The 13,906-nt window shown below is 60.1% G+C and carries 9 protein-coding genes; 5 read left to right on the top strand and 4 right to left on the bottom strand.

Translation table 11 applies throughout. The annotated features are described in order from the left end of the window. Window positions 1–134: 134 nt before the first annotated feature. Together RCJ00_RS05920 and RCJ00_RS05915 are read left to right on the top strand one after the other, a co-directional pair. Window positions 135–1,841, top strand: a complete 1,707-nt coding sequence (locus RCJ00_RS05920) for an SH3 domain-containing protein (protein ID WP_316220847.1) — start codon at window positions 135–137, stop codon at window positions 1,839–1,841. 123 nt (window positions 1,842–1,964) lie between these two features. Next, window positions 1,965–2,405 (top strand): hypothetical protein, encoded by a 441-nt coding sequence (locus RCJ00_RS05915; RefSeq protein ID WP_316220846.1) that lies wholly within the window; start codon window positions 1,965–1,967, stop codon window positions 2,403–2,405. Window positions 2,406–2,600: 195 nt separating this feature from the next. Here RCJ00_RS05915 and RCJ00_RS05910 read toward each other — a convergent pair whose 3' ends face one another. Next, complete coding sequence (locus tag RCJ00_RS05910; protein WP_316220845.1) at window positions 2,601–4,094, bottom strand: glycoside hydrolase family 27 protein; 1,494 nt, start codon at window positions 4,092–4,094, stop codon at window positions 2,601–2,603. Between the two features lie 71 nt (window positions 4,095–4,165). Between RCJ00_RS05910 and RCJ00_RS05905 the strand changes: the two genes are divergently transcribed. The 3 genes from RCJ00_RS05905 (at window position 4,166) to RCJ00_RS05895 (ending at window position 11,139) form a co-directional block, all read left to right on the top strand. Further along, window positions 4,166–6,478 carry a S9 family peptidase gene (locus RCJ00_RS05905; protein WP_316220843.1) on the top strand — a complete coding sequence of 771 codons (2,313 nt, stop codon included), beginning with the start codon at window positions 4,166–4,168 and terminating at the stop codon, window positions 6,476–6,478. A gap of 393 nt (window positions 6,479–6,871) precedes the next feature. After that, window positions 6,872–9,658, top strand: coding sequence for a DUF5695 domain-containing protein (locus RCJ00_RS05900; protein ID WP_316220842.1), 2,787 nt, complete (start codon window positions 6,872–6,874; stop codon window positions 9,656–9,658). A 59-nt stretch (window positions 9,659–9,717) separates the two neighbouring features. After that, the gene (locus tag RCJ00_RS05895; protein ID WP_316220840.1) at window positions 9,718–11,139 is read left to right on the top strand and encodes an amino acid permease; all 1,422 of its coding nucleotides are present in this window, start codon (window positions 9,718–9,720) and stop codon (window positions 11,137–11,139) included. A 43-nt stretch (window positions 11,140–11,182) separates the two neighbouring features. Here RCJ00_RS05895 and RCJ00_RS05890 read toward each other — a convergent pair whose 3' ends face one another. The 3 genes from RCJ00_RS05890 to RCJ00_RS05880 form a co-directional block, all read right to left on the bottom strand. Beyond that, window positions 11,183–11,830 carry a GntR family transcriptional regulator gene (locus RCJ00_RS05890; protein WP_316220839.1) on the bottom strand — a complete coding sequence of 216 codons (648 nt, stop codon included), beginning with the start codon at window positions 11,828–11,830 and terminating at the stop codon, window positions 11,183–11,185. A 155-nt stretch (window positions 11,831–11,985) separates the two neighbouring features. Continuing rightward, window positions 11,986–12,645, bottom strand: a complete 660-nt coding sequence (locus tag RCJ00_RS05885; RefSeq protein ID WP_316220838.1) for a GntR family transcriptional regulator — start codon at window positions 12,643–12,645, stop codon at window positions 11,986–11,988. A 176-nt stretch (window positions 12,646–12,821) separates the two neighbouring features. Further along, the gene (locus RCJ00_RS05880; protein WP_316220836.1) at window positions 12,822–13,820 is read right to left on the bottom strand and encodes a 4-hydroxyproline epimerase; all 999 of its coding nucleotides are present in this window, start codon (window positions 13,818–13,820) and stop codon (window positions 12,822–12,824) included. Window positions 13,821–13,906 lie beyond the last annotated feature (86 nt).

Below are 13,906 nucleotides of genomic sequence, written 5' to 3'. Positions count from 1 at the left end.
CGCGGTAAAATTCCCCCGTTGGCAGAATATCAATGTTATATTATCGTGGGTTGCCGACCGGAAAAGAGCTCGGTCCAGCCAGTAAAAGCTTTCCATGCGTGTGCGATGACTTCTTACAGGCCTTGGGGGACACCATGCCGAATGCTACCGATATTGCCTGGTTCAAGACCCAGTTCGAACCCACCTTGGCTGCCGCCCTCGCGGCGACGCCTTACACGGTGAATTTCCTCTGCGCCCTTGCTTGCCAGGAAACGGGTGAGGTCTGGCCGATTCTACGCAAAAAAGGGTTGGCCGCGGATGAAATCCTCCGTCTCTGCGTTGGCGATACACTGGATGACACCAAAGGGCGCAGCACCTTTCCGCGCAACCGGGCGGAGCTGGAGGCGGCAAAGGACGGTTCGCGGATGTTCGGCATCGCCCGTCAGGCCTTGCTGGATATGTCGGCCTATATCGATAGCTATAAGGGCGCGGCCAGCAATCCGAATAAGTTCTGTCACGGCTTTGGCGTGTTTCAGTACGATTTGCAGTTTTTCAAATCCGATCCGGTCTACTTCCTTGACCGCAAGTATGAGACGTTTAGCGCCAGCCTGGGCAAGTGCCTGGAGGAACTCGATCATGCGGTCGCAAAACGCAATCTGCCGCGAACCGGTAAGCTGTCGGAAGCGGACCTGGTGTCGGTGGCGATCGTCTACAATACCGGCCGATACGATCCAAAGAAGGGCTTGAAACAAGGCTATCGGAACGCGGCGGGGGTCTATTACGGTGAGGCGCTGGTTGCCTTCATGCGCCTGGCCGGCACTGTCTCCGTCGATGTCGCAACACCGCCGCGCCCTGCAACGGAACCGGCCATAGTGACGCCGCCGACGCCTGTTGCGGCGGCGGGTAAGCGGTACAGGGTCGATACCCAATCGGACCCGCTGATCCTGCGGTCGGCACCGGTCAAGTCGCCCCCGGGCAAAAAGACGAACCGCATCGGTCTACTGCCTGACGGCACAATTGTCAGGGCGATCGGGGAGGCCCGGCAGAACGGCTATTTGCAGGTGCAAACCAGTCTGAACGGCGCCCTGCTGACCGGGTGGGCCTATGCCGAGCTACTGAAACCCGTCGCGGAAACCACGCCAATACCGGTCGTCGAGGCGGCGCCGTCGTCGGTCATGCCGCCCTTGCCGGCGGTCTATATGCCGCGGAAGGTCGGGACGGTCACGAAACGGACTGACGCCGCCGGGCCCTATTCGCTGAATGAACCGGGACAACCGGAACGGAGCGGCGATACACCGGACGCTTTGAAGACGTCGATTGCCCGTATCATAGCCTGGCTGGCGCCTGATCTTCCGGCCCACAAACGCTATCAGCCCACTGCCAGCAGCACCTTCTGCAATATCTACGCGCATGACTTTTGCACCTTGAACGGGGTTTATCTGCCGCGTGTGTGGTGGAGCCAGGCGGCCATTGTCCGGCTTTTCAAAGGGGAGGCGGTGGCGCCTGTTTACGGCACGTCGATCGACGAGATCCGCGCCAATGGCCTGTTCCGCTGGCTAAGGGACTTCGGCCCTGATTTCGGCTGGCGCCAGACCGGCACCGTGACGAAGTTGCAAGCGGAAGTGAACCAGGGCGCGATCGGATTGATCGTCGCCCGCCGGACCGAAGAGGGCAAATCCGGCCATATCGTTGCCGTGGTCCCGGAAACCGAGCCCCACCGGGCCACGCGCAATGCGATGGGTGACGTAACCAATCCGTTGCAAAGTCAGGCTGGGGCAGTGAACTTTTCCTATGGCACCGGACGCAAGGATTGGTGGTTGGGCGCGCAGTTTGCCGAACATGCCTTCTGGATACATGGCTGATCGGGCTGATCCGGCGGGTATCTTATGGCTTTTTGATGCGTCCGCTTAACGGACCCTCGATATTTCTTACCTTTCCGCCCTTATGCTGCGGTGCAGGACATAGCACTATTCAGGAGCCGGAACATGGATACCCTAGACACGGTCACGGCCGGCAAGACGCCGGAAGCGAATGAGGCAGAGACCCGGGATATCGGTCTGGCCGCCGCACTCCCCGAGTCGGGAGAGGTTACGGATATGGATGGCCACGCCGATTACGAACAGGACGCTGAACAGGACACTGCTTCAGTCGCACCTAAGCGGAATTGGTGGAAGATCGCGGGCATAGCTGCCGGTGGTCTGGCCGTTGTTGCGGCAGCGGGCGGCTATGCCTACTGGCGTGCGCAGCAAAACAAGCCGAAAACCCGTTTTGAGCGGTTCAAGGCACAACTGCGTCTCGATCGTCTCTCCGAAGCGCTCAAGCGTATCGATATGGAGGATCTCGATCGCCGCCGCCGCGAAGCGACGCGCGTCGCCAAGCAGACCGTTCATGCAGGCGCGAAACGCGTCGCTGAACTGACGCGCTGATTACAGGTGTCCCGTGAAAAAGACTAATGAAGGCGCACCGGTTAATCCCTTGCCGGAAAACGTAGACGCTATACCGCGCCCGGCCAATGAGTTGGACGGCGGTAGCGTTGATCTTGCTCAATGGCCTAAAGACAAGGCCACGAAGCGGGTACCCGACACAACGCGACATAGCTGAAGCTTTTGACGCATAGGTCCTTATAGCGCGGGTTTTACCTTCAGCAGGACGGCGCCGTGCGCGGGCAGAGTGACGGTTCGCGCATTGGCGGGTGTGATCTCCTTGGCATTCCAGACATCGCGGACCGCTTTCGGCTTGAGACCTATTTTGTCCCACGGTATTGTCACGCTTGCCTGGCTGAGGCCGCGATTAAAGAGACCGACCGCGATTGTGCCGTCGGACAGTTTTTTGGTCCAGATTTCTGTGGTGCCGTCCTTCTGGACCGGGAGCCCCTGCGCGCCCAGGCGGTCCTGATCGATAGCGATGACCTCGCGGTTGGTCAGCAGGGCCAGGGTTTCTGGGGTCATGGTGCGGACATCGTTGCCGAGCACCAGGGGTGCGGCCATCAAGGCCCAGAGCGACATGTGCGTACGGTATTCATCCGTGGTCATGCCGCCATTGCCGACTTCCAGCATGTCCGGATCGTTCCAGCCGTTAGGACCGGTGTGATTGGCCACCCCGTTCTTGTCGAAGCCGATCTTCGCCATGGTGTCGTAATTGTCTTCGATATCGCCGGTGGTGCGCCACAGATGACCGCCGACCTGGCGTCCCCATGCGCCCACGTCGAAACGGCCGTACTGACACAGGCTGTAGACGATGTCGCGGCCGGTGGCATTGAGGGCTTCGCCCATCTCCTGATAGGTGGCGTAGACGGTTTCGGGCGTATGATAGAAGGCTTCTCCGGAGCATAGGTCGTATTTCAGATAGTCGACGCCCCAGTCGGCGAAGGTCTGGGCATCCTGTTTGATATGGCCATAAGAGCCTTCATAACCGGCGCAGGTCTTTGGCCCCGGCGACGAATAGAGGCCGAGCTTCAGGCCGCGCGCATGGACGTAATCCGCCAGGGCCTTCATATCGGGAAAATGGGCGTTCGGCTGCAATGCGCCATTGGCGTCGCGCTGCCCCTGCCAGCCATCGTCGATATTGACATAGATGTAGCCGGCGTCACGCAGGCCAGACGACACCAAGGCGTCTGCGATCTCGCGGATGGTCTTGTCATTGATATTGGTGGCGAACTTGTTCCATGAACTCCAGCCCATGGGCGGGGTGGCGGCCAGGGGTTTCTGCGTCACGACCCGACGGTCGGGCAGGGGATAGGCCGGAAAGTCGAGCGCCTTGACCTCGGCTGTGTCGCCCTTGTGCGCCGTCATATCGAAATCCTGATACCAGACCTTGCCGGTCATGCGCACCTTGTCGCCATCCGGCTTGACGATGATGTCGGTCATGGCAACGCGCGGATTACCATTATAGAGCTTGAAGACCAGGGTGTCGCCATCCTGTTTCAGATCGGTGAGCGGCAGGTCGCCGTACCATTTCGATGTGACCCGGCTATGGTCGCCATCGATGATCAGCCGGGTGAAGCCGGGAAATTCAGGCGAGTTGTCGAACACCCATGCGCCCTTTGGCGCATCGGCAAACGCAGAGGCCGCAGCCATAAGACCGGCGAGGACAGTGGTGATCATCAGACGGCGCATGGCAGGCTCCTTTGTTGACATAAAGTATATAGTATACATAAATGCCGCCCTGACAATGCAGGAGCGGCCTTATGCGAACGAAAATTGCAGCCACCGGTTATATATTGGCCCTCACCTTGGCCCCCTCTCTGGCCACTACCCTTCCGGCGCAGGCGGCGCCGACGGTCGCGGACTATCAACAGGCGCTTGGATTGCGCGACGCTTGGTCCGGCCTTACCGAAAATATTGCCGAGCCAGCCCAATGGATCGAGGGCACACACAGGTTCGTTTATCGCAAGACCGTGGCCGGCGGCTTCCAGTTCGTGATTATGGACACAGATACCAAGGCGAAAACCCCGGCCTTCGATCACGACCGCCTCGCCAAGGCCTTCACTGCGGCGGGCCTTGACGGTTCGGATGGTCTGCACCTGCCGTTCCTGCGTAATTTCAGCCGCATGGAGGTTATCGACGGCGGCAAGGCGCTCACCGCCTATATCGATGAGGTGTCGTGGACCTGTACCCTGACCGACTATGTGTGTACGCGCCAGCCGGACGGTGACGGCCGCCAGCCGCGCGGTTTCGACGTGGTGCGTGACCTTAAAATTCCAGCGGCCAACAAACCGGTTGCCTCGCCCGATGGCAAATGGGTCGCCTTCGTGCAGAATTTCAATATCGCGGTGCGTCCGGCAGCGGGCGGTGAGGTGGTTCTGCTCAGTAGCGATGGTTCCGAAGGGGAGTTTTACGACGCCGATTCGATCACCTGGTCGCCGGATTCGCAAAAGCTGGCCGCCTATCGTGTCCGCCCCGGATTCCGCCGCGAGGTCACGCGGGTGATTTCCTCGCCGAAAGATCAGGTTCAGCCGAAGGTCGATGTCCAGCTCTATCCAAAGCCAGGTGACGCGGTTGATATCGACCGGCCGGTTCTGTTCAACATTGCGGCGCGGGCGCAGATTGCCGTGCCATACGACCTGTTTCCCAATCCCTATGTCATGTCGTCCCTGACCTGGCGGGCGGATTCCAGCGCGGTGACGTTTGAGTATGACCAGCGCGGCCATCAGCTCTACCGCCTGATCGAGGCCGATGCCAAAACCGGATCGGCGCGTGTCGTCGCCGAAGACAGCGCCAAAACCTTCGTCAATGTCGAGCGGCGCTACAGCCACGACGTCAAGGGGCGCGAACTGATCTGGATGTCGGAGCGCGACGGTTGGAACCATCTCTATCTGTACGACGTGAAAACGGGCCGGGTGAAAAACCAGATCACCAAGGGGCAATGGGTGGTACGCAAGGTGCTGAAGGTCGATGACGACAAGCGCCAGATCTGGTTCGCCGCCGGCGGCATGTATCCGGGCAAGGACCCGTATTTCCAGCATGTTTACCGTGTTGATTTTGATGGCAGCCACTTGACGCCCCTCACCACGGTGGATGCCTATCACGATGTCAGTTTCTCATCGGACATGGCCTATTATGTCGATACCTATTCGCGGGTCGATCTGCCCAACGTGTCCGAACTGCACGCCGCCAGCGGCGCCCGGGTGACAGAGGTCGAGCACGGCGACATTACCAAGCTGCTGGCCGCCGGTTTCCGGCCGCCGGAGGTTTTCGTCGCCAAGGGCCGTGACGGCAAGACCGACATCTGGGGCGTCATTGTCCGCCCGCAGAATTTCGACCCGGCGAAAAAATACCCGGTCATCGAAAACATCTATGCCGGACCGCACAGCTCCTTCGTGCCCAAGACCTTCTGGCCGTTCGGCCCCCATTCCAGCGGTGACAAGGTGATCGGCATGCAGGCCATGGCCAATATGGGCTTCATCGTCGTGCAGATCGACGGCATGGGCACGATGAACCGGTCGAAGGCTTTCCATGACGTGGCCTGGAAAAATCTCGGCGATGCTGGCTTCCCTGACCGAATTCTCTGGCATCAGGCTGCGGCCGCGAAATATCCGTGGTACGACATAAGTCAGGTCGGCATCTATGGCGGCTCCGCCGGCGGTCAGAATGCCTTGAGCGCCGTTGAGTTTCATCCTGAATTCTACAAGGCTGCCGTCGCCTATGCCGGCTGTTTCGACAACCGCATGGACAAGATCGGCTGGAACGAAGAATGGATGGGCTGGCCGGTTGACGACAGCTACGCCAAGGCGTCCGGTGTCGATAATGCGTGGCGGCTGAAAGGCCACGTGCTGCTGGTCGTCGGCGAACAGGATATGAATGTCGATCCGGCCTCGACGCTTCAGGTCGTCAATGCGCTGATCAAGTCACGCAAGGAGTTTGACCTGATCGTGGTGCCCAATGATGGCCACGGGGCGTTGCGTAACACCGGCGACGTGACCTATGGCCTGCGTCGCCAATATGACTTCTTCGTCCGTCACCTGCGCAAGGAAGCGACGCCTGAATGGAATGCTCAATGAGGGGGAGGCAAGCGCCGTCACCGCTCGCTAAAGAGTACAGGTAAAGCCTTTGAAAAAAGGCTGGTCGTCACGATTAGGTGGCAAATCGTATAATTTATATTTGACGGATGGGCGTGGAGGTGTTTTACATTACTCAGTCAATTGCGCGAACTTTGTTGCGCCCTTGACGCGTCCGCGTATCGGTTCCGGTTGTGTTGTCAGTGTCTCTCCGGGCTTGCGCCCAACCGGTTCCGCTTACGGTGTCTTCCTCCCGATCCGTTGTTCCGGATCACCCTCACCGATGCGACGCCTCACTCCCGTGGCGTCCGCCTATGTCGGTGCCCAACTTGAAAGCGTCCGCTGCGAAGTCTTCCCCGTGGCGGACGCTCTTTTGTCATTTTGAAGGTCTTGCCGATGATGTTTCGCCTCGCTTCTGTCTCCGTGTTGGTTCTGGCCGCGGCGCTGAGCCTTGGCGGCACATGGAGCGGATCGGCGCAGTCAGAAACCTTGGCACCAACCCCGGTATCGACTCAGGGCGTCCACGCCTGGAACTCACCCGACGCGCAGATTACCGTTTACGAAACCCCAGATTTCCTGATCTCCCTGCAACAGACCTCGCAGACCCTGGTGTCGTTGATGCCCAAGGCGGCGAAGGACGGGTTTGATTTCGCGCCGTCGAACCGTTTCACCCAGCGCCTCGGCGACGGCGCCTATCGCATCGGCGACATCGACCTGCGCCTGCGCGTTGTCGGCGCGACCGACTGGCAGGACTATTCGACCGCGTTCAAGCGCGCGCCCGTTACAGCGCTAAAGGTCAAGGGCGCGTTGGCGTCCGCCGACCTTACGCCATCGCTTGGTGCGGGCTTTCCGCTGAAGGTGACACGCACCTGGGCTGTGGCGGATGGCAAGCTGGTCCTGCGCTACACAATTTCAAATCCGGGCAAGACGGCCATTGAAATCGGCGGTCTGGGCCTGCCTATGGTATTTGACAATATCATCACCGGACGGCATCTCGACGACGCGCACGAAACCGCGTCTTTCTACGACCCCTATGTCGGTCGCGATGCGGGTTACCTTCAGGTCACGCGCCTCAATGGCGCTGGTCCGGCTCTGCTGGTCCTGCCGGAAAAGAACACGCCGTTCGAGCTGTACAAGCCGATCCTCAATGAACGCAATGCCGACAAGTCGCTGAAGATCTACAGTGACCCCGAGCAGCGCAATATGACATTCGAAGGCTTCTACGACTGGATGGTGGCATCGAAGGGCTTTGCCGACACCGAGTGGAAGGGTGTCGAGCAATGGAACGAGACCACCTCCCTGGTGTTGAAGGCCGGCGAGAGCCGCACCATCGGCGTGCGCTTCGTGCTGTCGCCGTCGATCCGCGATATCGAGCCGACCCTGATCCAGCATGGCCGCCCTGTCGCGGTTGGCCTGCCGGGCTATGTGGTGCCGACCGACATGGATGCGTCTCTGTTCATCCATTCCACTTCGGCGGTCAAATCGACCACGGTTTACCCCGAAGGCGCGCTGGAACTCAGCGCGGCCGAAAAAGCCAAGGCAGGCTGGGTGCGATACGCGGTAAAGGGAAAGACCGCCGGTCGCGCCCGCCTGACCTTGACCTATGCCGACGGCACGGTGCAGACCGTCCATTATCTTGTCACCAAGCCGGAGCAGCAGGTGGTGGCCGACATGGGCCATTTCCTGACCACCCGCCAATGGTATGACGTCCTGAACGACCCATTCCACCGCAGCCCATCCATCATGGGCTACGACCGCGATAAGAACGAAATCATCACTCAGGATAACCGGGTCTGGGTGGCGGGCCTGAGCGACGAGGGCGGGGCCGGATCGTGGCTTGCCACCATCATGAAGCAACTCGACAACCCCGTGCCGGCGGAAGTGGCGAAGTTCGAAACCTTTGCCGACACCACCCTGTGGGGCCAGATACAGACCCCGGACGGCGATGGCAAGTACGGCGTGCGCAAGAGCGTCATGTTCTACGATCCCTCCATGCCGGAAGGGACTTATGATCCGAAGCTGAACTGGAAGGTATGGTCGGCCTGGGACCGCGAAGGCGCCGCCGATCTTGGCCGCTCCTATAACTATCCGCACGTCGCGGCCGCCTGGTGGACGCTCTACCGGCTCGGGCGCTACCACAGCGGCCTGACCCAGAAGGAAACCTGGCAGACCTACCTGACACGCGCCGCCGAGACGACCAAGGCGATGATGACCAAGGCGCCTTACTATACCCAGTTCGGCCAGATGGAAGGCGATGTCTTCGTCTACATCCTTCAGGATCTGAAGCGCGAGGGCTTCACGGCCGAGGCGACCGAAATCGAAGCGATGATGAAAGGGCGCGCCGATCACTGGAAGACCCTGAAATATCCGTTCGGTTCGGAAATGCCGTGGGATTCGACCGGTCAGGCCGAAGTGTATATGTGGTCGCGCTATTTCGGCGATGAAAAAGCCGCCGACACGACCCGCGAAGTCATCCTGGCCTACGATCCGACGATCCCGCATTGGGGCTACAATGGCTCGGCCCGCCGTTTCTGGGACTTCCTCTATGCCGGCAAGCAATCGCGCATCGAACGTCAGTTGCATCACTACGGCTCGTCGCTGAACGCGGTGCCGCTGTTCGATGCCTACCGCGCCAATCCGAAGGACTACCAGCTCCTGCGCGCGGCCTATGGCGGCCTGATGGGATCGCTGACCAATATCGATAGCGAAGGCTTCGGTTCCGCCGCCTTCCATTCCTTCCCCGACGCCATGCACTGGGACGGGATGAATGGCGACTACGGCATGAGCTTCTTCGGCCACGCCGTGTCGTCGGCCTCGTATCTCGTCGATCATTCGACCTTCGGCTGGACCGGATTCGGCGGCAATGTCAGCCAGTCGCGCGGCGTTATCACACTGACGCCCCGCGACAGTGCCCGCACCCGCGTCTTTATTGCGCCGGCGGGTCTGTGGCTGACGCTCGACGCAGGCAAGATCGCCGCCGTGAGCTACGACCAGAAGACGGGCAAGGTGGTGCTGACCTTCGAGCCCGCGGACACCTATACGCCGGAAGCCTGGGTCAATGTCACGACCACAACGGCGGACGGTAAGCCCTATGCGGCGTCGGCCCCGGTTCAGCGTGGCGCCTACGTCGTCAAATTGGGTGCAAATGAAACCACCCTTGAGTTGCTGCCGAAAGCAAATTAACACTTGTCAGGCCACGGTCCATATCGGATCGTGGCCAATATAATTTTTAGGGACTGAGTATGGGACTGTTTGGACCACTAAAGCCGCTTCACCGGGCGGAAGAAGACGGCAAGGCGCTGGCCAAGACCTTGAGTTGGCCGCACTTGATGGCCTTGGGCATAGGCGGGATTATCGGCACAGGTATCTATACCCTGACCGGTGTCGGCGCGGGTCTGGCCGGCCCTGGCGTCATATTGTCCTTCGCTATCTGCGGACTCGTCTGCGCCTGTGCCGCCCTGGCCTACACGGAAATGGCGACGCTCATCCCTACGGCGGGTTCGGCCTATACCTACACCTATTCCGCCATCGGTGAGATTGCCGGCTGGGTCGTTGGCTGGGCGCTGATCCTGGAATACTCCCTGGCCTGTTCCAGCGTGGCCGTTGGCTGGTCCGCCCACCTGGTGGGCTGGCTGGAAGAGGGGGTTGGCCTGCATTTGCCCGCCTTCCTGCTCAACGGGCCGCACGCGGGCGGGCTGGTCAATCTGCCAGCGGTTCTGGTGTCGCTCGCCGTCATGGGGCTTTTGCTGATCGGCGCGCGCGAAAGCGCCACGATCAACATCATACTGGTCATCATCAAGATCGTTGCGCTCGGCGCCTTCATCTTCCTCGGTTTGCCGGCCATTCAAGCTGGCAATTACGATCCGTTCGCGCCCTATGGCTTTATCGGTCAACAGATGGGCGGTGAAAAGGTCGGGATCATGGCGGCGGCGGCGATCGTTTTCTTCGCCTTCTTCGGCTTTGACGCCGTGTCGACGTCGGCGGAAGAAGCCAAGAACCCGGCGCGTGACCTGACGGTCGGTATCATCGGCTCGATGGTTGTTTCGACGATTATCTACATGCTGGTGGCGGGTGTCGCTGTGGGCGTGGCCCCCTTCCGCGAAATCGCCAACAGCGCTGAGCCTCTGCCGCACATCCTGCGCAGCATCGGCTACCCGCTTGTCGCCAGCCTCGTCGGCATGGCCGCCATTGTCGCCCTGCCATCGGTTATTCTCGTCATGATGTATGGTCAGAGCCGTATCTTCTTCGTCATGGCGCGCGACGGCCTGCTGCCTGCCTTTGTCGCCAAGGTCAATTCCAAGGGCTCGCCGGCCCTGATCACGCTGCTGACCGGTATCTTTGTCGCCATCTTCGCCGGTTTCGTACCGCTGAAGGAAATCGCGGCCCTGTCCAATGCCGGCACTCTGATCGCCTTCATCGCCGTCGCGCTGTCGATGATCATCCTGCGCCATAAGATGCCGCACGCCGTGCGGACCTTCAAGACGCCGCTCTACTGGCTCGTCGGGCTGGTGGCTATTGGCGGCTGCGGCTTCATCTTCTACAGCCTGCCGATCCAGAGCCAGCTGTTTACCCTGATCTGGATGTGTATTGGTCTCGGTGTCTACTTCTCGTACGGGTTCTGGCATAGCCGCCTGCGCCGGGAAGAGGGAAGCGCCGCTGAATAAAATGAAAGCCCCGGAGATGATCCGGGGCTTTTTCATGGTTGCTTTAGGGCTGGCTGTATTCGGTAATAAGGTCCTGGAAGGTGGCATTGATGTGCCGATGGACCAGTTCGGTGACGTCGTCCGCCCGTCCGCTGGCCCAATGGTCGTAAATGATCTCATGCTCCTGATGGGCCTGGTCCTCGCTGCCGGCGGGAATAAGATATTCGCCGACATTGCGCTCGGAAATCAGGTGCAGCCGCTCGATGAAGCGGACGGTTACGGGTTTACGCACCGGGTGGACGAGCGACAGGTGGAAGAGGCGGTTATACCGGCCGATTTCAGCCTTATTCGTCTCCGCCGCGTGCTGAAGGTCGTCGAGCGCCGCCCGCGCCTGACGCCGGTCGGCTTCGGTGGTTCGCGTTGCGGCCAGACCGACCGCTTGTGGTTCCATGCTCAGGCGCAGAGTGTAGACGTCTTCGGCTTCTTCGAGGGTCAGTGGCGGCACGAAAAAGCCGCGATTGGCTTCGAGCACAATCAGGCCCTCGTTTTCGAGCCGAATGAGCGCCTCGCGAATAGGGATCTTGCTGACACCCAGCTCGGCGGCCAGCGCGTCCTGGCGAATGGCGTCATGAGCGCTCAGCGTGCCGGACACCAGCCGGTCGCGAATGATATTGTAAATTTGCTCGGAAAGCGACTGAACGTGAATTCCCATGGGACACCTGGTTATCTTATGATCCCGGTGCGTCACATCCTTGTTTTCGTTCCGCCGATTTGCCCGGCTGTTGAGTCAATTATACCCCCGGAATGCATCTTTTTTGCGACGCGCCGGACAGGAAAGAAAAAACTGCGGTCTTACCCCAGGCCGTTTTACGCAAGCGCCTTTTCAGTTTCGAACTGCTTGCGCAGGTCTTCCAGGGTCATGGCGATGTGCTGATGCATCAGGGCGGCCACTTCCGTTGCCTTGCCTGCCGACCAAAGTTCCAGCAGGGCCATGTGCTCGTTATGGGCGCGGTCGTCACGGCCAGCCGGTTCGAGATGTTTTCCGACGTAGCGTTCGGAAATGATGTTCAGCCGCTCGACGATCTGGATGGTGACCTGGCGGTTGAGCGGTCGGACCAGCGACATGTGGAAGGCACGGTTGAGGCGGCCGACCTGGGTTTTGTCGGTATTGGCGGCGGTATCGAGCGCATCGAGCGCGGCCTTGGCGGCGCGCTTGTCGGCATCTGTCGCGACCTTCGCGGCTTCGGCGACCGCGTCAGGCTCAATCTTCAGGCGCAGGGCGTAGACCTCTTCGACCTCTGTGGCATTGAGCGGGCGCACGAAGAACCCCCGGTTGGCCTGGGACAACAACAGACCGTCCTGTTCCAGGCGGGCCAGCGCTTCGCGCAAGGGTATCTTGCTGACGCCCAGCTCCGCGGCCAGCGCGTCCTGTCGAATGGCGACATCGGCGGGGATCTTGCCCGAGATGATGCGGTCGCGTACGAGCGAGAAAATTTGTTCGGATAGGGTCTGAACCACTAGGGTCATGAAGGTCGTCCGCTCTGGGGAGTCTGTCGAATCCCTGCTGTAATTTTTATATAGTATACCAGTATCTAGACACTCATTTCATTCTGTGACAAGGGACCAGTACTGGTTGCAACTGTAAAAATCACACATTTTGTGACAAGCGTCGTATTTTCATCGTTTCCGTGTGATGTGCTTGGTTAAAGCACTTGAAATCCTTGCCAAAAGCGGTCGTCGCGGTCAATCCAGATATTGTTGAAACCCGTTGCGATGGCTGAGCCCTCGATCGACGGGATGATCGCCTTTTGGTCGCCGAGCATGACCTCGTCTTCGACGCGGCCGATGAACTGGCTACAGATATAGCTTTCGTGGACGAAACGGTCGCCTTTTTTCAACTTTCCCTTGGCATGCAGATGGGCCAGGCGCGCGGATGTGCCCGTGCCGCATGGCGACCGGTCGATGGCGCGTTCGCCGTAGAAGACAGCGTTGCGCCCATCGGCATCGGCTGATTTCGGTTTGTCGGCCCACAGGACGTGGCTGACGCCGCGGATGGTGGAATCGACCGGATGGATTGGCTCATAGACGTCGCGGACCAGTTGGCGGATTGTGCGGCTCAGTTCGATGATGCGGGCGGCGCCCAGATCGTCGAGGCCGGTATAGGCGCCTTGCGGTTCAATGATGGCGTAGTAGTTGCCGCCATAGGATACGTCGAGGGTGAGGGGCCCGAAGCCGGGCACGTCGATCTCGATGCCGGTCTTGGCCAGATAGGCGGGGACATTGGTAATGCGGACCGACGTGACCTTGTTGCCTTCTGAAGCATAGGCGATGTCGATGATACCGGCGGGGACTTCCAGCTTGAGCCGGCCGGGTGTGCGCGGCGTTACCAGGCCGTTTTCAAGGGCGAAGGTCACCATGCCGATGGTGCCGTGTCCGCACATGGGCAGGCAGCCGGAGGTTTCGATGAACAATATGCCGGCATCGGTGTCTTCGCGCGTCGGCGGATAGAGGAAGCCGCCGGACATCATGTCGTGGCCGCGCGGTTCAAAGCACAGGCCCGTGCGTATCCAGTCGAAGCGTTCCAGGAAGTCCTGACGCCGTTCCGACATGTTGGTGCCTTTCAGAAGCGGCGCACCGCCCGCAACAAGGCGGACCGGATTACCGGCTGTGTGGCCGTCGATGCAGAAAAAGGTGTGGCGCATAGGAAGACTCCGGGACGAAGACAGGCGGTCCGCGTTACACGAACCGCCTGTCTCAGGCAATAATAGCTAGGCAGGCACGACTGCAT

This window comes from Asticcacaulis aquihabitans, assembly GCF_032490435.1.
Lineage (GTDB): Bacteria > Pseudomonadota > Alphaproteobacteria > Caulobacterales > Caulobacteraceae > Asticcacaulis.
Note: the sequence above shows the minus strand (reverse complement) of the source record. Positions and strands in the feature narration are given on the sequence as shown.

What these genes read in the sequence shown, in the direction of transcription:
- RCJ00_RS05920 (WP_316220847.1), top strand. Translation starts at nt 135, where the DNA reads ATGCCGAATGCTACCGATATTGCCTGGTTCAAGACCCAGTTCGAACCC.
- RCJ00_RS05915 (WP_316220846.1), top strand. Translation starts at nt 1,965, where the DNA reads ATGGATACCCTAGACACGGTCACGGCCGGCAAGACGCCGGAAGCGAAT.
- RCJ00_RS05910 (WP_316220845.1), bottom strand. Translation starts at nt 4,094, where the DNA reads ATGCGCCGTCTGATGATCACCACTGTCCTCGCCGGTCTTATGGCTGCG.
- RCJ00_RS05905 (WP_316220843.1), top strand. Translation starts at nt 4,166, where the DNA reads ATGCGAACGAAAATTGCAGCCACCGGTTATATATTGGCCCTCACCTTG.
- RCJ00_RS05900 (WP_316220842.1), top strand. Translation starts at nt 6,872, where the DNA reads ATGATGTTTCGCCTCGCTTCTGTCTCCGTGTTGGTTCTGGCCGCGGCG.
- RCJ00_RS05895 (WP_316220840.1), top strand. Translation starts at nt 9,718, where the DNA reads ATGGGACTGTTTGGACCACTAAAGCCGCTTCACCGGGCGGAAGAAGAC.
- RCJ00_RS05890 (WP_316220839.1), bottom strand. Translation starts at nt 11,830, where the DNA reads ATGGGAATTCACGTTCAGTCGCTTTCCGAGCAAATTTACAATATCATT.
- RCJ00_RS05885 (WP_316220838.1), bottom strand. Translation starts at nt 12,645, where the DNA reads ATGACCCTAGTGGTTCAGACCCTATCCGAACAAATTTTCTCGCTCGTA.
- RCJ00_RS05880 (WP_316220836.1), bottom strand. Translation starts at nt 13,820, where the DNA reads ATGCGCCACACCTTTTTCTGCATCGACGGCCACACAGCCGGTAATCCG.